A 21,605-nucleotide genomic window follows, 5' to 3' on the forward strand; every position below is an offset into this window, starting at 1 on the left:
TATCATCCAGACCGACGTGTGTTGAATCGCCATCCAGGCAGCACCAGTAAGGCGGCCAACAGCCAGGTGGGCCAGCTACCAATTCGGGTGAACGGCGTGTTTCCCACCATGGGCAGCACCTCGCCGCGAAGGCTCGTCGCCTGGAACTGTGGTGCACGGGCCATGAGACGGCCCTGAGGATCGACGATGGCGGTCACGCCGTTGCTGGTGGCGCGGATCAGGTACCGGCCGTTCTCCAGCGCACGCAGGCGGGCCATCTGCAGATGCTGCAGGGGGCCGATGGAGCGGCCGAACCAGGTGTCGTTGGAGACCGTCAGCAACAGCTCGGCATCGCGCGCCTGCTCGGCGACACGATCGGCATAGATGATCTCGTAGCAGATGGCGTTACCGATGGTGGTTCCGGCGGCGTGGATCGGCCCCTGAGCCTCGGCCCCGGGGGTCATGGTCGGCATGGGCAGGTCGAAGAAGGCGATGGTGTCGGCGAGCAGGCGCTTCAGCGGCAGGTACTCGCCGAAAGGCACCAGACGCACCTTACGATACTGGCCCTCGGCGTTACCCAGGCCGATCACGCCGTTGTAGTTGTCGCCGCCGTCGCGCTGCAGGATGCCGGTGAGCAGGGCGGTGTCGGGCGACAGGTTGGACTGTACCCGCTCCAGTATGGGCCGCGCGTTCTCCTCGAACATCGGCAGGGCCGCCTCGGGCCAGACCATCAGGTCGAGGTCGTCGGGCTGCTTCCGTGTTAACGACGTGTAGATGTTGACCGCCTCGCGCTGGCCTTCGGGCTTCCACTTGATCGACTGAGCCAGGTTGCCCTGCAGCAGGGCGACCCGCAGCGGCTCGCCGGCCGGCGAGGTCCACTGGGACGGCAGGGCCAAGGGAGTCAGCCAGAGAGCGGCGATGGGCGCCGCGGCCCACCAGCGGCGGCGCAGGAGCTCCACGCCCAGGGTGCCGGTCAGGGCGGTGATCAGCGACAGCAGATAGACGCCGCCCACCGGGGCCCAGGCCGCCAGCGGCGAGTCCACCTGAGAGGTGCCCAGCAGCAGCCAGGGAAACCCGGTAAACAGCCAGGTGCGCAGCCACTCGCTGAGTACCCAGGCGCCGGCGAAGCTGAGGAAGGCCAGGCGTGGGCCCGCGACGCGGCGATAGAGCCAGAAGGGCACGGCATAGAACAGCGCCAGGCCGGCCACGAACAGACCAGTGAGGAAGAGCGCCAGGGGGACCCCGGTATCACCATAGTCGTGGATTGCGACAAAGACCCAGGAGGTCCCCGAGCCGAACAGGCCCACGCCATAGCACCAGCCGCGGAGGGCGGCCTGAGCAGATGTCAGGGCATGGATGCTGACATAGACCAGAGCCACCGCTATCGGGCCCAGCCACCACAGCGTGAAGGGCGCGGCGCTAAGGGTGGTCAACCCTCCGGCGGTCAGGGCCAACAAACAGCCGAGGACCGGAGAGAGCCGTCCGACAGGCGTCATGTCCCGGACTGGCGGGTTCTGTGCATCCATGCCGTCACTCAGACAATCTGGGGGAGGGACGTTCATGCAAGGCCGCCATCGCAAAGGCGATGACACCCAGGAACAGGGCGATATCCGCCAGGTTGAAGGCGGGCCAGTGCCACTCTCGCCAGTAGATGTCCAGGTAGTCCACCACATACCCTCGCGCCAGGCGGTCGATACCATTACCCAGCGCGCCACCCAGCATCAAGCTGTACCCCAGCGCCTCCAGGCGGGGCTTGGGCCTGCACAACAGGAACGTCAGCACGATAGCCGCCATTCCTGTCAGGCACAGGAAGAGGTAGCGCTGCCAGCCACCTGAGTCGGCGAGGAAACTGAAGGCCGCCCCCGTGTTCCACCAGTGACCCCAGTTGAAGAATGGGGTCAGCGGGATGGTCTGGCCATAAGGCATCAGCGCCTGCACCAGCCCCTTGATGACCTGGTCGGCCAGGCCGACCATAACGGCCAGTGCCAACCAGTAGCGGCTCTGCGGCGCCATCGCTATCCGTTTCGTTCTCATGACGTGGCTGCCTGGTAGCGCGGGCTTGCCGAGCCAGTCGTGGCATTGCCTGGGGAGAAGCGATATCCCAGCAGCCGCATGGCGTTCAGGGTCACCAGCACGGTGGCGCCGGTATCCGCCATCACCGCGATCCACATGCCGGTGATGCCCAATGCCGTGGTCACCAGGAAGATGGCCTTCAGGCCCAGCGCCAGGGCGACGTTGGTCTTGACGTTGCGCAGCGTGGCCCGGGACAGGTCGATCAGCTCGGCGATGCCGCCGACGCGGTTCTTGAGCAGCGCCGCATCCGCCGTTTCCAGTGCCACGTCGGTGCCGCCGCCCATGGCGATGCCGACATCGGCTGCCGCCAATGCCGGGGCATCGTTGATCCCGTCACCCACCTTGCCGACGGGGCCTCGGCCGTCGGCCTGCCAGTCACGAACGCGCTGCGCCTTGTCCTCGGGCATCAGCTCGCCATGCGCCTCGATGCCCAGGCTGTCACCGATGGCAGCGGCGGTACGCGCATTGTCACCGCTGAGCATCACTGCCTGCACACCCAGGCGTGACAGCGCCGTCAGCCCCTCCCGGGCGTCCTCACGCGGCTCATCGCGTACGGCGATCAGCCCCAAGGGACGCTCATTCTCGACCAGCAGGGCGAGACTCTTGCCGGCATGTTCCAGCTCGGCGATTCGGGCACGCAGACCATCATCGAGAGCAGTCGGCGCTGTCAGGTGCCGAGGGGCGACCAGGCTCAGCTCACGTCCCTCGATCCAGCCGGCGACGCCACGCCCCGAAAGGGCGCGGTTACCGTTCGTCTGGGGGATGGAAAGGCCCAGTTTCTGTGCATGCGAGAAGATGGCCGTCGCGATGGGATGGCTAGAATCACGTTCCATCGCGGCTGCCAGTCTCAGGATCTCGTTTTCGCCCTGGCCGGTAGCCCAGTCCTCCACGTCGGTGACCTGGGGAGTGCCGGCGGTGAGGGTGCCGGTCTTGTCCAACGCCACCGTGCGCAGCTTGCCCAGCTGTTCGAGCACCGCGCCGCCCTTGATCAGCAGGCCCCGCCGGGCGCCCGCCGAGAGGCCGGCAGCGATTGCCGCGGGGGTCGAGATCACCAGGGCACAGGGGCAGGCGATCAACAGCAGGGCCAGGGCGCGATAGACCGATTCCGACCAGGCCATGGTCGAGACCAGCGGCGGCACCACCGCCATCAGCAGGGCGAGCCCCACCACCGCCGGCATGTAGTAGAAAGCGAAGCGATCGATGAAGCGGGCCACCGGTGCCTTGGCGGCCTGGGCCTCCTCCACCAGGCGGATGACCCGCGCGATGGTGTTGTCCTCGGCGCCGCGGGTGACCTCCACCTCCAGGGCGGCATCGAGGTTGACCGTGCCGGCGAAGACGTCGTCACCCGGGGCACGCGAGCGGGGCACCGACTCACCGTTGATCGGTGACTCATCTAGATCGGACTCGCCGACCAGGATGCGTCCATCGCAGGGCACGCGATCGCCCGGTCGCACCTGCACCCGCTGACCGGGCGTGAGCGTGGCGGCCGGGACCTCCCGGGTCTCACCCTCCTCCAACAGCCTCGCGGTGGAGGGCGTCAGGTCGGCCAGGGCCGAGATGCTGCGTCGCGCCCGTGAGGCGGCCACGCCCTCCAGCAGTTCGCCCACGGCAAACAGGAAGACCACCACCGCCGCCTCGGCCGCGGCATCGATGGCCAGGGCGCCCAGGGCGGCAATGGTCATCAGCATCTCGATGGTGAAGGGGTTGCGCATCTTCAGAGCGCCCCAGGCGCCCTGTGCGATGGGCACCAGGCCCACCAGGGTGGCGGCGACGAAGGGCCAGCCCCCCAGGACCGGCCAGGTCATGCGAAGGACCAAGGCCAGAGCCAGCAGGCCCCCCGTGACGAGGACCAGGCGTCCCTTGGCGGTCTGCCACCAGGGCGCTGGAGGGGTATCTGACCCATCCTTCTCGGTATCGGCGGCAAGCCGGTAGCCAAGCTCGTTAAGGATCCGCTCGATCGACTGATGAGACGGAGCCCTGTGTGGTTCGGGGTGTATGGTGACCGATCCGGTCACCGAGCTGGCCGACACCTCCTCGATGCCTTCCAGCCGACCCAGCGCGGCCACCACCTTGCGCTCGCAGCCGCCACAGTCCATGCCCTCAACGCGGAGCTTAAAGGGTGATGAATCCTCAAAGCGTGTCGATTTCGTCATGGTGTGGCTCCGTAAGATGATGTACTCTTCAAAAGTATAAACTCTGTAGCAGCTATAGCTTCAAGCCCCGTCGGTTCCATCCCAACGGGCTGTTCTCTGGGAGGGAGGGTGCTTTGGAATCCTTGTCGTCCATTGGCTTGCTGGGCGCCTTCGCGGGTGGCCTAGTCTCATTCTTTTCCCCCTGTACCCTGCCCTTGCTCCCGGCATACCTGTCGGTGGTCACGGGAGGAAGCGCCGGGAAAACGGACAAGCGACTGGAAGCCCTGATTCTCAGTTCTTTCTTCATCCTGGGGTTCACCATGATCTTTATCATGCTGGGCTTGGGGGCCAGCAGCATAGGTCAGTTGCTTCGAGGCTATCGGAACGAGTTCAACTGGATTACGGGAGGCGTGGTCATCCTCCTAGGCGTCTTCATGACCGGTATACTTCGCTTGCCACTGCTGCAACGAACGCTGCAGTTTTCACCCAATGTCCAGGGTGGCTCACCGCTATCGGCAACCATCTTTGGCGTGTCCTTCGCCATTGGCTGGACACCCTGTATCGGTCCCATCCTGGGAGCCATCCTGATGGCGACCGGCAGTGCTGTCAGCGCCCAGGCCGGCATGGTCTATCTGACAAGCTATTCGCTTGGTCTGGCACTTCCTTTCTTGGCTAGCACGATCTTTCTGAACGTCATGACGCAAAACAGCCGGAAGCTCGGTAGGTGGAGTGCCTATACAAGACCTGTGGCGGGCACGATCGTGATCGTCATGGGGATTGCGATCGCGACAGGAACCATGACCCAGCTTTCAAGTTTCATGGTGGGACTCTTTCCTTCCCTTGCAACTCTGGGGTAGTTCAGACGCTGATGGTTTTTACGGAGATGCCACCATGACCAACTCTGTCGACACGTCCCACGTCCCGGATAGGAATATCGGCATCGGCGAACTGGCCCGGCGTGCCGGCTGCAAGCCCGAAACGGTTCGCTATTACGAGAGCATCGGGCTGGTGAGCGACGCGACACGTACCGAGGGCGGTCAACGCCGCTACGGAGAGGAAGCCGTCAGGCGGCTGACCTTCATCCGCCATGCCCGGGACTTCGGCTTCTCGGTGGAAGCGGTGCGTGAACTGCTGGCCATGTCAGACCAGCCCGACATGCCGTGTCAGGAGGTCGACGCCATTGCCAAGCACCACCTGGAGGAGGTCGAGTCGCGGTTGCAGCGGCTCTCCGCACTGCGTGACGAGCTCAAACGGATGGTCAGCCAGTGTGCCGGGGGGAAGGTCGAAAGCTGCCGGATCATCGAAGTGTTGAGCGATCATCAGCTTTGTATCAGCGACCGGGCCCACGGAGGCGCTCACGATCTGGGGTAGGCATCTGGACGGATCGGCATGCTAGCCCAGCGAGACATCCAGGAACAGCATGAGTACCAATCCCACCGAGAGCCCCAGCGTTGCCTTGTTCTGGTGGCCGCTTCGGTGGGTCTCGGGAATGATCTCATGGCTGATGACATAGAGCATGGCGCCGGCGGCGAAGGCCAGCCCCCAGGGGAGCAGCACTTGTGACATGCTGACGACTCCCGCACCTAGCAGGCCACCCAGCGGCTCTACCAGCCCGGTGAGGGAGGCAATGGTCCAGGATCGCCAGCGTGAATAGCCTTCACCCAGCAATGCCACTGCCACCGCCAGGCCTTCCGGCGCATTCTGCAGGCCGATACCGATGGCAAGGGGAAGTCCCCCTTCGCTTCCCCCTGCTCCAAAGGCCACACCAACCGCCAGACCCTCTGGCAGGTTGTGGATCGTGATGGCAATGATGAACAGCCAGATTCGGCGAAGCGATGCCGCCTGTGGCCCTTCACGCCCCTGCTCGAAATGCTCGTGGGGGAGTCGCTCATTCAGCAGGGCGACCAGCCCCATCCCCATCAGTATCGACGCGCAGGCAATGGCGGCAGGCAAGACGCTACCGCCATAGCGCAGTCCAGAGGCTTCCAGGGAGGGAATGATCAGTGAAAAGAAGGACGCCGCCAGCATGACACCGGCGGCGAATCCGAGTGCCAGGTCGCGAACGGCACGATCGGGCGCCTTGCTGATCAGGATAGGTAGCGCTCCGATCGCGGTCATCGAACCGGCGGCAAGACTACCCAAAAACCCCAGCGTGACTGGAGAGACACCTTCCATAGACCCTTCCCCTTTGGAGGATTGGTACTGCAGGGAATGTTGAGTCACACGACGATAGCCATTACATGGCCACCGCTGCGTCTCATACAACAAGCCAGCCTGGCGGCCTATCGATTATCCAAGGCGACCAGACCAGACGTACCGATGGCTTTTTTCAGACGACCACGAGCCTCGAAGAGCGCGCTTCGATAATCCTGGGGTGTCGGTGACTCCCCCAGAATGATGCGCTGCCCCTCCTCCAGGGGATCGACAGGTCGGTCACCCACTCTCACTTCGTAGTGCAGGTTGGGCCCCGTGGTGAGTCCGGAGGCCCCGACTTCACCCAGCGTGTCGCCGGCATTGATGGCGTCCCCGACCGACAGGCCGGAGGCGAAGCGACTGAGATGCGTATAGCGACTGAGAGTGCCCATCTCGTGCTCTACCTCCACGACACGACCATAACCTCCACGGCGACCGACGAAGGAGACCCGCCCCGGCGCCGTCGCCATGACCGTGGTGCCGCGAGGGGCGGCAAGGTCGACACCGTCATGACGACGTACCCCACCGTAAACGGGATGGCGTCGATTGCCGAAGGCGGACGTCAGGCGTGCGCCGAGCACCGGGAACCGCTTCGTTTCCACAAGGCTACCGTCCTTGAAGAGCATCACGGCGGCTCTCTGGTCCTTCGGCCACACCATCTCCAGTCGTGCCGACGGGTCAGCCAATCCCATATAGGTCAGACGGGGAGGCCCGACTCGCGTGCCATCCTCTCGGCGATCCTCTTCCCACAGTAACTGCAGGCGCTCCGCGCCCGAAATATCTCGGGCTGTGTCCATGAGTCCGCCTAGCAGCACCTCGAGGTCCATGGCGAAACGCGTGGGTATCCCCTCTGTCGCCAAGGCGGCATAGAGGGACGTTTCGATGTCCACTTCACGGCCCAGAGTCAGGGTGTCGAGACGAGGCGGGACAATCCGCGTCGACGGCCGCTCCCCCAGCGTAACGACGTATTGAATACCCGAGTCACGCTCGATGGCCACCGACACCGGCTGTCCGGTCGTCAGAGAGGTGACAGTGAGACGGTCTCCAGGCCGCAAGCGTCTTGGGTCGAACCTCTCCGCCAGCGATGTCGACGCTTGGGTGCGCGTCTCGGCATTCACGCCAAGCTGCTGCAGCAGTGCGTTCAGGGTATCCCCAGGCGCCACAGTTAGCTCCTGGGCGACGCTCTCAGGTGGCTGAACGGCCAAGGGCGCTGAGCCCCTCTGTGCGAGAGCCTGTGCCCTGGCCGATGCCGGTTCGCTCGGGGATAGCAAGGTGTTCTCTTGCCAATGGGCCTCGGCCAGCAGAGGGCCCAGACCCACCAATCCTAGCAGCAACCAGCGCCGTGTCATGACGCATCGTCCTCGCCAGCGACCTCGGTCACCTCACGATTGACGGCGTCGACCAGTTCCTGCATGCCGAAGGGGTCCAACAGCTCACCATTGACGAAAAAGGTCGGCGTCTGGCGGATCTGGTTGGCCTTGACGTCTTCCTTGTCCTGGTCAATGACCGCTTGTACCTCAGGGGAGTCAAGTTGTTCCTCTGCTGCAGCCCTGTCCAGACCGGCCTCGCTGGCGATATCCAGAATAGCGGCCTCATCGAAGCTGCCATGAGCCGCCCACTGGCTCTGCCGGGCCAGCAACGCTTCCAGCACCGGCTGGAAGACGTCCTGGCGCCTGGCGACTTCCAGCACGCGAATGGCGGTATCGGACACGTCTCCGTGGAAGGGCGTGTAGCGCACCACCAACCGCACTTGGTCGGGATACTCTTCCTGGATGCGCTTGGTCAGCGGATAGAAGGCACGGCAGGCCTCACAGGCCGGGTCGAAGAACTCCACGATGGTCACCGGCGCTTCTTCCGGCCCCAGAACAGGCGAGTGTGAGCGCACCAACGAATTGTCGGCCTGAGCGCCATCTTGGCTGGCCGCCTCGGCGCCCATGCCCAACAGCGAGGGTCTCGCTACGATCACGATAAGGGCGATCAGCATCAACGCACCAACCAGGATAAACGTCGCTTTTTTGTACATTGACTTCTCCAATTCAAATGGTTAAGCGGAAAGCACGACCAGAGGACTGCTGAGTGGGTCTCAACCGCTGATGGGTGCCTAATTCGGGGAATAGTGGCGTATCATCCATGCCCATAAAGATTGGCTCCCTCGTGCGCATGATCAATATGCTCGAATTCCAAGCTGGAGTGGCCAATGTCAAAGCGCGCTTTCAGTTGAGCCTTGATATCCGCCTTGATCGCCTCGAGCTGCTGCCAGCCTTCTTCCGTCGTCACCACGTGGCAATCAAGTGCGGCGGTATTCTCCTGCATTTGCCATAGGTGAACATGATGCACATCCTCAACCCCTTCGACGCTGCGCAGGAGATCAATGACTGATTGACCATCGACATCGGGTGGCGAGCCCAGCATCAGTGTCCGGATAGGGGTACCTATCTCCGTAAAGGCAAGATAGAGAATATAGAGTGCAATACCGATCGTAATCGCGGGGTCTACCCAGCGCATATCGTAAAGCAGAATCAGCGAGCCCCCAATGATCACCGCGATGGACGCAAACGCATCAGACAGGTTGTGCAGGAAGAGAGCCCGAATGTTGACACTATGTTTTTGCATCGACCAGGTGAGCAAGGCCGTTAGCGCGTCGACAAGAAGAGCGACAATGCCGATGATGACGACTATCCAGCCCTGAATCTCTGGCGGATCGATCATGCGCATGACGCCTTCATAAATTAGATAAAGCCCAACAAGAATGAGGGTCGTGTAGTTGATCAGCGCTGCGACAATCTCGATTCGTCCATAGCCAAACGTCATCTGAGAGTCAGGAGGTCGCCTCGCGATCTTGCGGGCCGCAAAGGCAATGACAAGGGCAGCCATGTCGGAAAAATTATGCAGCGCATCCGCGATCAGCGCGAGGCTTCCGGCCAGGATACCCCCAACAATCTGAGCAACGGTCAATATCCCGTTGGCCCAGATGGCAATGCTCACCCGACGGTCACCAGAGGTGGGGTCAAGATGGGGATGATCGTGATGATGTCCCATGCGTCATCCTTGTGGTGTCACCTGATGACGCGATAGTATAAAACCTATACCAACTCAAGGTTCAAGCTCGAATTATAATGAATGCCGAGCCAGGGCTAGGCGTGGTGGAACTTTGCATAGTGGGCGCTGTACCAGACATGGTTACCATCTCCCATGCCCCGGAAGGAGCTCATTGTGATACCCAAGCCTCACTCGCACACCTGGCTGATGAGCCTAGCTTTACTCTTGATGCTGTCGACGCCAGTCCTCGCCGAGCCACGGCTGCCAGACTTCACGGAACTGGTCGACAAGGCCGCGCCAGCCGTCGTCAACATCTCCACCTCACGGAAGATCGAGAGGTCCATGACGTCCTCTCGGCAGTTTGGGGGGCAGGAGGTGCCGGAGATCTTTCGAGAGTTCTTCGGTGACCGCATCCCGATGCCACCCGGCGGTGCGCCCAATCGCAATGAGGAGCCACGTCAGTCACTGGGATCGGGCTTCATCTTCGATGAAGACGGCTACATCATGACCAACGCCCACGTGGTCAAGGGCGCCGACAAGATCCTGGTGCGACTAAACGACCGTCGCGAACTCGAGGCCGAGCTCGTGGGGGCCGACGAGAAGACTGATGTGGCGGTGCTCAAGGTCGACACCGACAACCTGCCTACCCTGGAGCTGGGCAACTCCGACGACCTTCAAGTCGGCCAATGGGTCGCTGCCATCGGCTCCCCCTTCGGCTTCGACCACTCGGTGACCTCCGGCATCATCAGCGCTATCAACCGCACCCTGCCCCAGGACGTCTACGTTCCTTTCATCCAGACCGACGTGGCGATCAACCCGGGCAACTCCGGCGGACCGTTGTTCAACCTTGATGGCGAGGTTGTGGGCATCAACTCCCAGATCCTGACCCGCAGCGGCGGCTACATGGGCCTCTCCTTCGCCATTCCCATTGATGTGGCGCTGGACGTGGCCAACCAGCTCCGCGAAGAGGGCTATGTGAGCCGCGGCTGGCTGGGCGTCAGCATACAGCCGGTATCAAAGGACCTGGCGGAGTCCTTCGGCATGGAACAGGCCGAGGGTGCCCTGATCGCCCAGGTCGAGCCCGGCAGCCCTGCGGCGAAAGGCGGGATCAAGGCAGGTGATGTCATTCTCGAGGTCAACAGTCAGGAAGTAGACCACTCCACCACGCTGCCGCGCCTGGTCGGTCAGACGAGTCCTGGTGAGGAGGTCGACCTCAGAGTGTTGCGCGATGGCCAGCGAGAGCGCATCACGTTAGAGGTCGGCGAGTGGCCGGATGCTGGCCCCGAGCAATCCGATGGCGACTCGGTTCGACTCGGCATCGCGGTCCAGCCCTTAACCGAGATGGAGAAGCGCCGGCTCGGTATCGAGCACGGGGTGCGCATTGCAAAGGTCGACCCGACCGGCCTCGCCGCGGCAGCCGGTATCCGCCCCGGCGATGTACTCGTCAGCCTAGGCCAGCAGTCGATAGAGAGCCCGCAACAGCTGACGGAGTTGCTGGCCAACCTGCCGGACGACCAAACGGTGCCGGTTCTGCTCAACCGCGACGGCCGTGCCTACTTCGTGGCCCTGCGAGTGGGCAATGGCGACTGAGCAAGATCACTGTTTCCCTACCAGACCATAGTGGAGGGGCTCAAGCTCAGCGCTCAGACTTTCACCAAGGAAGTGACGCAGTTGTTTTGCTTTGCCTGGTGAACGGGCTGGGGCTGGGCTTGAGGTTCTAGTGAATATCACTACTTGCACAAGTCAGGACACACACTTGATAGAGCTTTTAGTCAAGTTTGCGTTTCTACGGATAAGGCCAGGGTGCGGGTGGGCGCGACGCCCACGCAGACGGGGATGCCGGTGAACTGGCGCACGTTGCGGTAGAGCGTGCGCGCCAGGGCCTGGGTGGCGGCGGCATCAAAGCCGTCGAAGCGCACGAACATCTCGTCGATGGAGTAGGGCTCGACGCCGGCGGAGAACTCCTCGAGCACCTCGCGCACCCGGGCACTCATGTCGCCGTAGAGCTCGTAGTTGGACGAGAGCAGGTGGATGCGGCCCTGGTTGGCCCACCGCTGCAGCTCGAAGGCCGGGGTGCCCATCACCACGCCCAGGGCCTTGAGCTCGTTCGAGCGGGCGATGACGCAGCCGTCGTTGTTGGACATCACGCCCACCGGCAGGCCCTCGAGCCGCGGCTGGAAGACGCGCTCGCAGCTGACGTAGAAGTTGTTGCAGTCCACCAGCCCGATCATACGGCGTACTCGTGGATGACCGAGCGCACCACGCCCCATACCTGGCAGTCGAGGTTGGCGAGCGGGATCGGCGCGTACTGGCTGTTGCCGGAACACAGGTAGGGCCGCTTCCCGATCATCTCGTAGCGCTTCACGATCACCTCGCCGTCGACCAGGGCGACGACGATGTGCCCGGGGCGGGCGTCGATCGAGCGGTCCACCACCAGGGTGTCGCCGTCCTGGATGCCGAACTCGACCATGCTGTCGCCGGTGACGGTCATGAAGAACGTGGCCGCGGGGCGCTTCACCAGCCGCTCGTTGAGGTCGAGCGTGCGGCCGACGTAGTCCTCCGCCGGCGAGGGGAAGCCGGAGATGCCGGCGCGAATGGTAGCCAGCGGATGGGGCAGGGCCCGGTACGGCGGTGCCGGGTGCGGATGGCGGATCTCGGGATCACGCATGGCGGTGCCTCTTGTCAAAGACTGTTCGTTTATACAGTATTCGGCAACAGCACACCCTTAGGCAAACGCTAATATGAACAAGGCGCCGGGGTCGCAGGCGGCCGGGCCCGGTATGGCGCGGCTGGTGGCAGGATCACGAATTGGCAGGGACGACATGCGAGTGAACTACCTGGGCCCGGCGTGTCTGGGCATCGACCACCCCGCGCTGGACGGCTACGACCTCTCGCGCTTCCGCCCGAGCTGCTACCTGGTGGAGGTGAGCGAGGACGCCGGCGTGGGCGGCCCGCTGATGGAAGGCGACCTGTTGGTGGTCGACGAGCAGAAGCCCGCCCAGCACGCCGACCTGGTGGTGGAGCTGGACAGAGTGCAGCGGCTGTTCAGCAGCCACTGGATTGGCGGGCGGATGCGACTGATGCCCACTGCCGGGCCTGATGAGTTGATCTGGGCCCGGCAGTCGGATCTGCGGGGCGTGGTGGCGAGCCAGGCCAGGCGGTATGGGTGGTGAACAAGCTAGTTGTCGGCAGAAGTGCTAATTTACGATAACTCGCACTCTTGGAATCTTTCTCTATATTCGATAAAGGCATTGACGAAGTCCCATAGAACCAGTGCCCATCCAAATAAAGGAACACATCTTCCCGCAAACCAAGTGGCTATTTTTCGGGCGTCATTTCGGCTTAAAATGTCCATAAGGGAAGAAATGTTTTCGCTGGTGTTTAATGTTTCCAAAATATATTCTAGGAGCGAGCGCGACCTTGCAAACTCTCCGTTGCGAATGCTTGAAATAAGGTCTTCTAATTTGTCTTTAAGGCCGTTTTCTTCACATGTTCTTCTGAATGCATCAATTCCGTCTAAGCTCAGTCCAATCATTTCACCTATGAAGCTGATTATGACGTAACCACAATGTTCTGGCTCTTGCGGAGGGGCGCTGTTGACTCTGGTGTACTCGAAATGGTCTGGCCCCAGGATTATTGGTTCGCCATTGCTGTAGTCAGTTATCGCCTCAAGAGGAATGTTTGTTAATGTCCAGGTTTCATTTGCGAAGTAGTCGCTTATGTTGCGTGATATTCTTTCATTAATAAGGTTTGATATTCTTTTTTCTAGTCTTCTTTTTTGGTTCAGTGTTGATTCTACTGCTTCGTCCGTTCCTTGCAGTGAAACCTTTATTCCTTGCATGGTTGCTTTTCGGATAATTCTTCTGATTTCGTTGTAAGTCTCTGCATCGCTGATGCATTCCGCAAAGGCTTGGCGTTGAGCGGCTATGAGTAGCGCGGGAGTTGCACTGAATCCAAGTAAGAATTTGCGACGAAGTATTGGCTTATTGGGGGCGGTTTTCATTGTGAGGTCCTCTTATTTTTGTTTGTTATATTTAAAGGTAGAAAAGGAGCGGCCAAACACCAACGGAGTGGTGCTGATTTTTTTAATACTGCCTCACCTCCATCTCCACCGAGCTGGTCAGCGCACGATCGTTGAGGTCGTGGCTGATCTCGGTGATCAGCCAGGCGGTGGCGTCGATCTCGCGCTTCCATCTTGCCAGCGTGACCGGGGTTTCGGGGTAGAGCTCGGGGCGGCCTTCGGCGAGGTCGAGCGTGAATGCGGCGACGCCGCTCTGGAGGCGCTGCCATTCGCTCAAGGACTCTGAGAAGGAAAAAAGTAGCACGATATCCGGTGCCGCCCTGTGGGGCAGCACCGGCTTTATGACGCAACTCGCAATCAGAGATACCCCAGCTCCGCAAAAGACCCACACCCTTCGCTGCCCACCACAATGTGGTCAATGACCCGGATCTCTACCAGTCCCAGCGCTTCCTTAAGCCGCTGGGTGATGCGTCGGTCGGTATCACTGGGTTCAGGATCACCCGAGGGGTGGTTGTGAACCAGGATCACCGCAGCAGCGTTGCAGGCCAGGGCCCGTTTGACTACTTCACGCGGGTAGACTCTGGCCGAGTCGATGGTACCGCGGAACAGCTCCTCGAAGCTGATCACACGGTGCTGGCTGTCGAGGAACAGGGCGCTGAAGACCTCGTGCTCATAGTCCTGCAGCAGCACCTGCAGATACTCGAAAGCGAGCGCTGGCTGGGTGATCTTGCGTCCTCTGGCCAGCCGACGACGAGCGAATGCTTTGGCGATGCTCAAAAGCTCAGCTTCGGTCACCGTGTCGGTGATGCGATAGGTGCCGGCGGTCTCGCCGGCACTCAGCTTGCGGTGGTTCATGGTGTTGCTCCTCAGGCCGCCATGACCATGGCCATGCGGCGCTCCAGCTCCTCGTGGAAAGCCTCGACGCGCTCGGCGATGTTGCGGATCAGCCGCTCGTCCCGATAGGCACGCTTCACGAACAGCGGCATGCCTGGCCAGTAGCTGACGAAGTCGATCCACTCCCGCTCGCTGACCCACAGCCCTCCTTGGCACTGCGCCACATGCTCCTGGGGCAGCTCGTCTGCTAACAGCAGCTCGATCTGATACTTGGGCAGCTTGGTTTTTATCTCGAGGAGGCCGTTGCCATCTACCAGGCAATCCGGCGAATAGCCGACTCCGTGGTTCAAGATGATGCCGACCTGCTCCAGGCGTGGCAGCCCAGCGGATTCGTGGTAAAGATCGCGGGCCACCGGCTCCAGCTCGTGGCCGCGCAGTGTATGAGCATTGCCTTGGAAGGTATTGGAGGGCTCGCCGGTGATGCGCTCACCGATCAGCTGGTGCATGTAGCTCATTGCACCGGCACCGAAGCCTCCCGGCCCCTTGCCCTTGACCAGCAGAGTCTTTAGTTCGGACATGGTGATGATGCCCAGACGGGCGGCATGCCACTCTGGCGTGCCTTGGTCCAGTGTCAGGATTTGCATGACGTTCTCCTTCTCGATGACACGGCATAAGCCGGCGAGGGGAGGCCCCGCGCCGGCCGGTCAGTGATGTTGATGGTTGGGCTGTGACCGCTTCTGCAGGGAGGCACGCAGCTTGTCGAAGTCGCCACGCGGCACCTGCTCGGCGTCGCCGTACTTGCCGGCGAACCATTCCTGAGTCGCCGGGGGACAAGCGGCAATCAGCTGCCGGATCTGTCCAGCCTGGAAGGGGGTGACCAGCTTGACCGGGGCGGCGGCGTGACCGTTGTCGTCCTGGCCGCGGGTGGTGATGTTGAGCAGGGCACAGAGCACGTAGCGCTTGCCGTAGCTAGTGGAGGAGCCGAACGCCTGGACGGCGTTCTTGCTGCCGCTGGTATCGGCCGGCAGCAGCATGCTGGTCTCTTCCCGATGGCCGTCCTGGTGCATCAGCACGCCGGTCACCTGGATGCCACGCTCCTGGGTCTGAATGCGGAAGCTCAGCGCGAAGCCGTGCTTCTTCATGATCGGGCGCACGGTATCGACGATGTCTTCCAAGGTGGCGTAGTGGCCGTTGTTGGTCTTTCCACGCTCGGCGATGCTCGGCAGTTCGGTCTGCATGGCCGCCATCGCGGCGCTGTAGGCCATCAGCGCCTGGCGGTCGAGCACCCGCTCCTGCATCTGCAGCAGGCGCTCCATCTTGTCGATATCGACCTCGGGGTTGAGGGCGGCCCGCTCGATCACTTGAATGATCGCGGTGCTGTCCTGGGTGGTTTGAGCGATCGGTGCCTGCTCGTCGGTCTTGGGATGAATGGGGGTTGCCATGGTGGCCTCCTTTATCGATAGCGTTGGATGACGTCAGGGAGCTCCTCGGTCGGGACCGGCTCCAGGGACACGGCCACGCGATAGACCTGGCCCTTGGCCAGCACGTGGGTCTCGGTCGCTTGTTCGCCAGCCTCCAGCAGCTGACGCGTCAGCTGGGTCAGGGCATGACAGATCTCGAAAGTCATGGGCGATTGCATCGATACCTCCAGAAATAGGAACGCCCGGCCTTGCGGGGCCGGGCTCTATGCTGTGGTAAGGGAAAGACAGGAATGGGAGAACGCAGGACGCCGTTCAGGACACCAGCGCAAGGGCGGACTCCAGCGCTTTGTCCTTGAGGCCGGCGCCCTGGCCGAACCAGGCGGAGTCCATGCGGTAGTCGTTGCTGCGGGCGCGCTTCTCGTGGTCCACGTACTCGGTAACCGCGTTGAGCAACCCCCAAGCGGTGCCTTGCGCCGTGCACAGCCGAGAGCCACGCCCCTCACCCTGGAAAAGCTTCTGGACGCGATTCAGGGCACGAACGTTGGGTAGCTTGGAGGGGTCTTCCAGCGGTGCTTCGGCATTGCAGATCACAGACTGGAAGTAGGCCCTCGCTTCCTCCTGGCTGACCTTGCGCTCGGCCAGCGTCTTCAGGCGATACATGAAGTCGTCCCACTGGGATACCGAGATCCCCAGCTGCTGCTTGACCAGCTGCGGGCGAAACTCGGTACTGTGTGGCACCTTTACCCCCTGCGACATGCCATCCACGGCGATGGTCAGGGTGTTGTTGCAGACCACCCGGACCGAGGTCGGCGTCGCCATCGTGGCCAGTGAGCCATCGCAAGACGTGGCCAGCAGCAGGTAGTCGTTGACCTGATCCTGGCCCTTCAGAGCTCCGCCCAGGCCACTTTTCGCCAGGGCCCAGAACTTGCGGCCACCCTTGAGCACCCCGGCCGTCTCGAGCTCATAACCCGCGTATTCCGTGAGATCCCGGTAGAACTCCAGCACCTCCTCCGGTTGCACCACCTTGTAACGCTGGGAGACCACCGACAGCGGGGTCCGGGTGTCGGAGCGATAGAGCACCTTCTGCTCCGGGAAGGAGTGGATGCTGCCCAGATGGCCGGCCCCATCGGTGATGAAGCGCACCGGGGATTCCTCGATGTGCCAGTCCATGCCGGCCTGCTGCCGCCAGACCTCCAGCGGTTGGTGACGGGAGAGCTGCTGGCCCAAACCATGCCAGGGGGTATCGCCGACATAGGCTATTTGTTCGATCAGATGTGCCATGAGAAATCTCCTAGACGAAGAAAGCCGGCAATACGCCGGCAGATAGTTGATGAACATAGCTTTTAGGATCAGGCCGTCAGCCGGAAGGCGTGGCCGCAGCTCAGGCAAAGCCAGGGTGTGCCATCTCCAGGCGGAAACAGGTTCTGCACCATCTGATGCCCGGCGGCGGCTCCGGCAATGCCGCCTGTAGCGGCCGCCATGACAGCCGAAGCGACCCGATTGAGAGGAAGTTGCGTAGGTGCCATTAGTAGATGGCCAGGGGAGTAGATCGACGTATAGGCCCCCTTGAGGGAGCCGGTCAGTGCGCCGGCAGCGGTCCCCAACTTGCGGGCGGTCTCGAGATTGATCACGCGCTGCGAGACACAGCGCGAGCAGGGTGGGGGCATATCAGAGCTCCTGTGGTGTTGGGAGAAGCCTTGGAAGGGCTGGGCTCTCAGGAGTGATATAGGCCTCAAAAAAATTGGGACAGCGCCGCTACGCCGCTACTCCTGCTACTGGTAGCACGAATAGCATGAGGGTCGGTCGTATTCGTCCCGTTTTTTTCCAGCTGTTGGCGCTGGGCTAACATCTCCTCACACCTGTTAACAGATGCGCCCTAGAGATTCGTTGGTCATGCTTGCCCCATCGAATCAACAGGGAGCAAGGCAATGAGCGATTCCACAGATGGCAAAAGACCGCTAGTGCTTTTGAAGATGAAAGACGTAGTGCTACGTACAGGCCTATCAAGGTCGAGTGTTTATAACAGGATGGACATAAAATCACCTTACTACGATCCAACATTTCCCCGCCAGGTTAGCCGTGGGGCCATGTCAGTCGCTTGGGTGGAGCAAGAGGTAGAGGAGTGGATTGATTCTCGGATCAAAATGAGGGAGGGGAGATAAGGGAAGAAATATGACTGGTTATCACGACATTAGGAATGACATAGAAAATAGTCGAACAATACTTCCACGATATAATTCCATGGAAGGCCCGTGTCTATATGGAGGTGTGCTGATTGAGAAGTTGGCAGACGATCTTGAGGCGACTATTAAGGCTCCGCGGGGCCTTATAATGGCTAAGATAATTTCGGCTGTTTCTACTTGTTTGCAACCCCTGCTGGATGCGCAAACACCTGATGGGAGAATAATTCCATCATCATGCTATTTTATCATCCTTGCAAAGTCAGGTGAGCGAAAGAGCGGGGTGGAGAGTAAAGTTTTTCAACCTATTAATGATTTTCAAGAAAAGCTAGATGAGTTGTATGTTGAGCGCATGCGTATCTATCAAAGAGATTTGGTGGTTTTTGAAGAAAAGGAGAAGGTGTTAAAGAAAGAGTTGAGGAGGAGTGTGGCAAAAGGAGAAGATTCAGAAGAGGCTGAGAGGAAGATGCATGGTTTGTTTGAGGACTGGCCAAAGTGTCCCCGTGAAATGCAGTTGGTTTACACTGACACTACATCTGAAGCTTTCATCGATGGCATGAGTCGCGGATGTAAATATGTTGCCATCGCGTCAGGAGAAGGTGGCTCAGTGCTATCAAGCGCTGTGATGAGAGACTACCCGTTGCTTAATAGTGGATATGGAGGTGAAACTTTAAAAAAAACAAGGAAAACTTCAGGCTCAAGTATGGTAGTTGGGCCGAGGATCACTATAAGCATAGATGCTCAGCCAGATGTGTTTTACGCATTGTTGGAGAAAAATGGCGAGATTTTGCACTCGTCGGGTTTTTTGGCACGATGTTTTATGGCTATGCCTACCTCGAAGGTGGGGAGTCGTTACTATATGGAAATGGAACATCAAGAAGGCCACTATGAGGAGTACTGCAAAAGGCTGGAAGGGTATCTTGAGAAGTTTCTCGATGTCTTGTCCGACGAGGGTTCAAGGAGGGTAAAGAAGCTGTCAGAAGACGCTAAAAAAAAGATGATTTCCATCGGCAATGCCATTGAACATGAAATGAATCCCGGAGGAATATTTCATGGCCATGAGGAATATGCTTCAAAGTTGACGGATAAGATATTACGTCTTGCATGCCTCTTGGATAGCTTCGAAAATGGTCTTGACTCTTATATTTGCGTTGATGCTGTCGATCATGCGCTTCACTTGGGGATGTACTTTGCCGGGCAGCATCTGCAAATATTTAAATATACAACAAAAGAAGAGAAAGAGGAGGAGTTGCTACTTGGCTGGATCAACAAGAAGCGTCAAGAAGGAATGCGATATATTAGGAAGAATGATGTCCGAAGGCGAGTGCCGACTGCACTACGGAGCTCGCAAAAGCTCAATATGACTTTGGAGAGGTTGGAGGTTCGCGGAGAGGTCTGCAGGTACATGGCTAATAAAACCGAATGCGTGGATGTGATGCCTTGGTTGCTAGTAGACCATTTAATGGCTATGTCATTGGGTGGGTCGGGTCGAATTTACTGACACTAACTTATAGCGTGATTCCTGAAGCCAAATATTCTGTTTGGCACGATGATTATAGCGTTTGAGAGTAGTTGAGTGTCTGTTGTAATTCTGGAGTATATGTTATTAGGGGTTCATCTACTCACATGTACACTGATGGGCAGGCCCTTCCCAGAGGGGATGCCCTACGATGAGAGGCAGTCATGCGACCTTATGACAAAGAAGCAGTAGAGTGGCCACAAATAGAATTCCATGTAGATACTATTTTCGATGAATGGGAAAAGGAATCTGATGAAAGACTGTTGTCCCATTTGAAAGAAGTGGAAGCAGTAGTGGAGCGATTGCTTGAAACGGATGAGGCACTGTTTGAGGCGTGCCAAGACAAAGGTGGAGCATTGCGCGTCAGGCCATGCAGCCTCTCTGGAAAGAAGTTGAAGACCCTAATCCTAAATGGCTGTGAAGATGCATGTAAAAAGAAACCGATCGCCAATAGTCACCCCTACGTTGAAGCCTTCCACACAGCGTGTGAGGAGCTCGGCTTAGAGACGCTGGGCGTGTGTGATCCTGGTGACCAGACAGCTAAACTTAATGCTGCCGTTGAGATGATCCGTGGAGTGCTCCGCAGCAAGTCCATGAGGCGGTATCTACGCAAGCTTGATAATGCTAGGAAGGCGCGCAGGGAGGGCGCACACAAGCTCATATATGGCCTGCGAGACAGATATGCCAGGCTGGAGGTCCTGCGCCTCGACTTGAGCTATCGCAAGGGAAAGTACGTCGATCTCGACAATTTCTCGGAGGCATTAGCGGACGTCAAGCTTAATTGGGAGATGTTCCGGAAGGACTTGGTGGGTGGCGTTGCTGTCCCCGGAGTGTTGGGCTATCTTGCCAAGCTGGAGTATGGGGTGCGCAGTGGGTTTCACTTTCATGTAGTGGTGCTCATTGACGGGTCAAAACATCGTGAAGACATTACCTTGGCTAGGATGCTGGGCGAACACTGGAATAATCAGGTAGTATCTGAAGGTGAGGGGCGATATTATAATTGCAACCGACATAAAAATGACTACCGATATCTGGGCGTTGGAAGGCTTGATTATTACGACGACGCCAAATATTCCGCTTTGGTTAACCTGGTGATTGAGTACATGGTAAAGACGGATTTTATCATGGCAGCCGAAGCTCCTGGTGAGCGGCTATGGTTTCGCTCAGCCCAAAAGGACTCCAAACCAACCATGCGTAGAGGGAGGCCAAGGAAATTCATTTCTCATAGCGTATGATATTTTGGCTTTATTTCACTAGCTATCCGTCTGGCCGTGTTTTCAGGGATAATGCCATCTCCAGTTAAATCTCTCTCAATGCTGGTGGCTGTATGACGCGTGGACTTTTCGTCGAGAGAGTACTCATCAAGATATTTTCTACACTTTTCGTTAAGGTAGATTAGTTTATGGCTAAAGTAGTGAGGGTAGTGTTCGGTTTCTATTGGTTTGAGGTATTCCTTGGCTTTTTGCTGATCGTGATCATGTCGAAGAAGAGTTGCAGATAACGACGTTTTTTGATCTTTGGTGTTGTTCGCGGATAACTCTTTTTCTATTGTTGTCTTGATATGTGAAGGTTTGACTTTTGAGTCTATGAGGTCTTTTTTATTGATATTTGAATACAGCTTGTATGCTGCTATGTTTAAAGCGCAGAGGAACTCGCTTTTCCATGTCTGAAGATGCTCTGTTAGCTCGGGTGGTAGTGATTCATTTGGCTTTTTTTCATTTTTAATTAGGTCAAGCATTACCTCGCGTGGGACCAGCAATTCTTTAGCGTAGATCGGCACGCTTTTTAGGTTAAGGACTGATGGGTATTCTTCGTTTTCGTAATAACATGCAAACTTGGCCTTGAGCCATTGCAGGGGGTGAGATTTTGGGGAATGTTCAAAAAAATATTTCTTTGCACTGATAAAAGATAATTTTGGCTCGTCTTTTTCAATAAAGGCTGCTTGGCTAAAATGCTTGACTGACAAGTTGATGTCGCCATCAAGGAACTGGAGATAGTCATAATTCATCAAGACTAGGTATCTAAAATGATTGGCATCAATGCAGGTTTCTTCTCTATTGATTTTTCGGTGTCCGGCTGAATGTTGCATTCTTGATAATTCCTGAATCCGTGATGCCGGCGTCGACACTTCCCCTATCACCGCCAGCGAGCATTTTCTGACCGCCGATTCCGTCTCACCCGCTGAACGCATACCGGGGAGGACCAACCATGGCG

Annotated in this window: 24 protein-coding genes and 1 pseudogene; 7 read left to right on the forward strand and 18 right to left on the reverse strand. The window is 58.9% G+C overall.

The annotated features are described in order from the left end of the window. Positions 1-2 precede the first annotated feature (2 nt). Genes lnt through ACPF7Z_RS17375 form a run of 3 tightly spaced genes read right to left on the reverse strand, consistent with a single transcriptional unit; the run spans position 3 to position 4,205 of the window. Entirely contained in the window at positions 3-1,505 is a 1,503-nt protein-coding gene (gene lnt, locus ACPF7Z_RS17365; RefSeq protein ID WP_425194522.1) for an apolipoprotein N-acyltransferase, read from the reverse strand. A gap of 4 nt (positions 1,506-1,509) precedes the next feature. Next, complete coding sequence (gene lspA / locus ACPF7Z_RS17370) at positions 1,510-2,013, reverse strand: signal peptidase II (RefSeq protein WP_152483043.1); 504 nt, start codon at positions 2,011-2,013, stop codon at positions 1,510-1,512. Continuing rightward, positions 2,010-4,205 carry a heavy metal translocating P-type ATPase gene (locus ACPF7Z_RS17375; protein ID WP_152483044.1) on the reverse strand — a complete coding sequence of 732 codons (2,196 nt, stop codon included), beginning with the start codon at positions 4,203-4,205 and terminating at the stop codon, positions 2,010-2,012. The genes lspA and ACPF7Z_RS17375 overlap by 4 nt, the downstream gene beginning before the upstream one ends. Positions 4,206-4,318: 113 nt before the next feature. On the opposite strand from ACPF7Z_RS17375, the gene ACPF7Z_RS17380 reads away from it, so the two are divergent. Further along, a complete protein-coding gene (locus ACPF7Z_RS17380) occupies positions 4,319-5,041 on the forward strand; it encodes a cytochrome c biogenesis CcdA family protein (RefSeq protein WP_152483045.1) in 723 nt (240 codons plus the stop codon). A gap of 34 nt (positions 5,042-5,075) precedes the next feature. Continuing rightward, positions 5,076-5,555 carry a MerR family transcriptional regulator gene (locus tag ACPF7Z_RS17385; protein ID WP_152483046.1) on the forward strand — a complete coding sequence of 160 codons (480 nt, stop codon included), beginning with the start codon at positions 5,076-5,078 and terminating at the stop codon, positions 5,553-5,555. 21 nt (positions 5,556-5,576) lie between these two features. On the opposite strand, the gene ACPF7Z_RS17390 is transcribed toward ACPF7Z_RS17385, so the two are convergent. From ACPF7Z_RS17390 to ACPF7Z_RS17405, 4 genes are all read right to left on the reverse strand, one after another. Continuing rightward, positions 5,577-6,359, reverse strand: coding sequence for a ZIP family metal transporter (locus ACPF7Z_RS17390; protein ID WP_152483047.1), 783 nt, complete (start codon positions 6,357-6,359; stop codon positions 5,577-5,579). A 107-nt stretch (positions 6,360-6,466) separates the two neighbouring features. After that, the gene (locus ACPF7Z_RS17395; RefSeq protein ID WP_152483048.1) at positions 6,467-7,726 is read right to left on the reverse strand and encodes a M23 family metallopeptidase; all 1,260 of its coding nucleotides are present in this window, start codon (positions 7,724-7,726) and stop codon (positions 6,467-6,469) included. Then, positions 7,723-8,400, reverse strand: a complete 678-nt coding sequence (locus ACPF7Z_RS17400; RefSeq protein ID WP_089680905.1) for a DsbA family protein — start codon at positions 8,398-8,400, stop codon at positions 7,723-7,725. Before ACPF7Z_RS17400 ends, ACPF7Z_RS17395 begins: the two co-directional genes overlap by 4 nt. A gap of 101 nt (positions 8,401-8,501) precedes the next feature. Next, the gene (locus tag ACPF7Z_RS17405; RefSeq protein ID WP_152483049.1) at positions 8,502-9,416 is read right to left on the reverse strand and encodes a cation diffusion facilitator family transporter; all 915 of its coding nucleotides are present in this window, start codon (positions 9,414-9,416) and stop codon (positions 8,502-8,504) included. A gap of 207 nt (positions 9,417-9,623) precedes the next feature. On the opposite strand from ACPF7Z_RS17405, the gene ACPF7Z_RS17410 reads away from it, so the two are divergent. Continuing rightward, entirely contained in the window at positions 9,624-11,006 is a 1,383-nt protein-coding gene (locus ACPF7Z_RS17410; protein WP_253939583.1) for a DegQ family serine endoprotease, read from the forward strand. Between the two features lie 206 nt (positions 11,007-11,212). Here ACPF7Z_RS17410 and ACPF7Z_RS17415 read toward each other — a convergent pair. Then, positions 11,213-11,647: pseudogene (locus ACPF7Z_RS17415) on the reverse strand (Y-family DNA polymerase); the annotation flags it as partial. After that, on the reverse strand, positions 11,644-12,084 hold the full coding sequence (locus tag ACPF7Z_RS17420) for a LexA family protein (RefSeq protein WP_072821689.1): 441 nt from the start codon (positions 12,082-12,084) through the stop codon (positions 11,644-11,646). The pseudogene ACPF7Z_RS17415 and the gene ACPF7Z_RS17420, both read right to left, overlap by 4 nt. 73 nt (positions 12,085-12,157) lie before the next feature. Between ACPF7Z_RS17420 and ACPF7Z_RS17425 the strand changes: the two genes are divergently transcribed. Then, positions 12,158-12,589: a hypothetical protein gene (locus ACPF7Z_RS17425; RefSeq protein ID WP_425194508.1), complete on the forward strand. Its 432-nt coding sequence runs from the start codon at positions 12,158-12,160 to the stop codon at positions 12,587-12,589. 29 nt (positions 12,590-12,618) lie between these two features. On the opposite strand, the gene ACPF7Z_RS17430 is transcribed toward ACPF7Z_RS17425, so the two are convergent. The 8 genes from ACPF7Z_RS17430 to ACPF7Z_RS17465 form a co-directional block, all read right to left on the reverse strand. After that, positions 12,619-13,419 (reverse strand): hypothetical protein, encoded by an 801-nt coding sequence (locus tag ACPF7Z_RS17430; protein WP_425194509.1) that lies wholly within the window; start codon positions 13,417-13,419, stop codon positions 12,619-12,621. Between the two features lie 82 nt (positions 13,420-13,501). After that, positions 13,502-13,741: a hypothetical protein gene (locus ACPF7Z_RS17435; protein ID WP_425194510.1), complete on the reverse strand. Its 240-nt coding sequence runs from the start codon at positions 13,739-13,741 to the stop codon at positions 13,502-13,504. 53 nt (positions 13,742-13,794) lie between these two features. After that, positions 13,795-14,292, reverse strand: a complete 498-nt coding sequence (gene radC, locus ACPF7Z_RS17440; protein WP_425194511.1) for a RadC family protein — start codon at positions 14,290-14,292, stop codon at positions 13,795-13,797. Positions 14,293-14,303: 11 nt separating this feature from the next. Then, positions 14,304-14,915, reverse strand: a complete 612-nt coding sequence (locus ACPF7Z_RS17445) for a lambda exonuclease family protein (RefSeq protein WP_425194512.1) — start codon at positions 14,913-14,915, stop codon at positions 14,304-14,306. 60 nt (positions 14,916-14,975) lie between these two features. Continuing rightward, complete coding sequence (locus tag ACPF7Z_RS17450; RefSeq protein WP_425194513.1) at positions 14,976-15,713, reverse strand: ERF family protein; 738 nt, start codon at positions 15,711-15,713, stop codon at positions 14,976-14,978. Positions 15,714-15,724: 11 nt separating this feature from the next. Next, positions 15,725-15,910, reverse strand: coding sequence for a hypothetical protein (locus ACPF7Z_RS17455; RefSeq protein ID WP_425194514.1), 186 nt, complete (start codon positions 15,908-15,910; stop codon positions 15,725-15,727). A gap of 94 nt (positions 15,911-16,004) precedes the next feature. After that, entirely contained in the window at positions 16,005-16,973 is a 969-nt protein-coding gene (locus ACPF7Z_RS17460; protein ID WP_425194515.1) for a DUF932 domain-containing protein, read from the reverse strand. Between the two features lie 68 nt (positions 16,974-17,041). After that, positions 17,042-17,359 (reverse strand): hypothetical protein, encoded by a 318-nt coding sequence (locus ACPF7Z_RS17465; RefSeq protein ID WP_425194516.1) that lies wholly within the window; start codon positions 17,357-17,359, stop codon positions 17,042-17,044. Positions 17,360-17,665: 306 nt separating this feature from the next. Here ACPF7Z_RS17465 and ACPF7Z_RS17470 point away from each other — a divergent pair, with 306 nt between their 5' ends. The 3 genes from ACPF7Z_RS17470 to ACPF7Z_RS17480 all read left to right on the forward strand — a co-directional run bounded on the left by ACPF7Z_RS17470 (position 17,666) and on the right by ACPF7Z_RS17480 (position 20,626). Continuing rightward, a complete protein-coding gene (locus tag ACPF7Z_RS17470; RefSeq protein WP_425194523.1) occupies positions 17,666-17,854 on the forward strand; it encodes a helix-turn-helix transcriptional regulator in 189 nt (62 codons plus the stop codon). Positions 17,855-17,864: 10 nt separating this feature from the next. Continuing rightward, on the forward strand, positions 17,865-19,373 hold the full coding sequence (locus tag ACPF7Z_RS17475; protein ID WP_425194517.1) for a YfjI family protein: 1,509 nt from the start codon (positions 17,865-17,867) through the stop codon (positions 19,371-19,373). 182 nt (positions 19,374-19,555) lie between these two features. Continuing rightward, positions 19,556-20,626: a hypothetical protein gene (locus ACPF7Z_RS17480; protein ID WP_425194518.1), complete on the forward strand. Its 1,071-nt coding sequence runs from the start codon at positions 19,556-19,558 to the stop codon at positions 20,624-20,626. Here the strand turns inward: ACPF7Z_RS17480 and ACPF7Z_RS17485 are convergent. Then, a partial coding sequence (locus ACPF7Z_RS17485; RefSeq protein WP_425194519.1) for a hypothetical protein occupies positions 20,614-21,605 on the reverse strand: 992 nt, incomplete at its 5' end. The genes ACPF7Z_RS17480 and ACPF7Z_RS17485 overlap by 13 nt on opposite strands.

It is taken from the genome of Halomonas sp. GXIMD04776, assembly GCF_049808615.1.
Classification (GTDB): domain Bacteria; phylum Pseudomonadota; class Gammaproteobacteria; order Pseudomonadales; family Halomonadaceae; genus Modicisalibacter.

Coding starts and splice junctions, on each gene's coding strand:
- ACPF7Z_RS17375 (WP_152483044.1), bottom strand. CDS start 4,205: ATGACGAAATCGACACGCTTTGAGGATTCATCACCCTTTAAGCTCCGC.
- ACPF7Z_RS17470 (WP_425194523.1), top strand. CDS start 17,666: ATGAAAGACGTAGTGCTACGTACAGGCCTATCAAGGTCGAGTGTTTAT.
- ACPF7Z_RS17480 (WP_425194518.1), top strand. CDS start 19,556: ATGCGACCTTATGACAAAGAAGCAGTAGAGTGGCCACAAATAGAATTC.
- lnt (WP_425194522.1), bottom strand. CDS start 1,505: ATGGATGCACAGAACCCGCCAGTCCGGGACATGACGCCTGTCGGACGG.
- ACPF7Z_RS17390 (WP_152483047.1), bottom strand. CDS start 6,359: ATGGAAGGTGTCTCTCCAGTCACGCTGGGGTTTTTGGGTAGTCTTGCC.
- ACPF7Z_RS17420 (WP_072821689.1), bottom strand. CDS start 12,084: ATGCGTGATCCCGAGATCCGCCATCCGCACCCGGCACCGCCGTACCGG.
- ACPF7Z_RS17455 (WP_425194514.1), bottom strand. CDS start 15,910: ATGCAATCGCCCATGACTTTCGAGATCTGTCATGCCCTGACCCAGCTG.
- ACPF7Z_RS17460 (WP_425194515.1), bottom strand. CDS start 16,973: ATGGCACATCTGATCGAACAAATAGCCTATGTCGGCGATACCCCCTGG.
- ACPF7Z_RS17445 (WP_425194512.1), bottom strand. CDS start 14,915: ATGCAAATCCTGACACTGGACCAAGGCACGCCAGAGTGGCATGCCGCC.
- ACPF7Z_RS17410 (WP_253939583.1), top strand. CDS start 9,624: ATGAGCCTAGCTTTACTCTTGATGCTGTCGACGCCAGTCCTCGCCGAG.
- ACPF7Z_RS17425 (WP_425194508.1), top strand. CDS start 12,158: ATGAACAAGGCGCCGGGGTCGCAGGCGGCCGGGCCCGGTATGGCGCGG.
- ACPF7Z_RS17465 (WP_425194516.1), bottom strand. CDS start 17,359: ATGCCCCCACCCTGCTCGCGCTGTGTCTCGCAGCGCGTGATCAATCTC.
- ACPF7Z_RS17475 (WP_425194517.1), top strand. CDS start 17,865: ATGACTGGTTATCACGACATTAGGAATGACATAGAAAATAGTCGAACA.
- ACPF7Z_RS17450 (WP_425194513.1), bottom strand. CDS start 15,713: ATGGCAACCCCCATTCATCCCAAGACCGACGAGCAGGCACCGATCGCT.
- ACPF7Z_RS17385 (WP_152483046.1), top strand. CDS start 5,076: ATGACCAACTCTGTCGACACGTCCCACGTCCCGGATAGGAATATCGGC.
- radC (WP_425194511.1), bottom strand. CDS start 14,292: ATGAACCACCGCAAGCTGAGTGCCGGCGAGACCGCCGGCACCTATCGC.
- lspA (WP_152483043.1), bottom strand. CDS start 2,013: ATGAGAACGAAACGGATAGCGATGGCGCCGCAGAGCCGCTACTGGTTG.
- ACPF7Z_RS17430 (WP_425194509.1), bottom strand. CDS start 13,419: ATGAAAACCGCCCCCAATAAGCCAATACTTCGTCGCAAATTCTTACTT.
- ACPF7Z_RS17395 (WP_152483048.1), bottom strand. CDS start 7,726: ATGACACGGCGCTGGTTGCTGCTAGGATTGGTGGGTCTGGGCCCTCTG.
- ACPF7Z_RS17400 (WP_089680905.1), bottom strand. CDS start 8,400: ATGTACAAAAAAGCGACGTTTATCCTGGTTGGTGCGTTGATGCTGATC.
- ACPF7Z_RS17405 (WP_152483049.1), bottom strand. CDS start 9,416: ATGGGACATCATCACGATCATCCCCATCTTGACCCCACCTCTGGTGAC.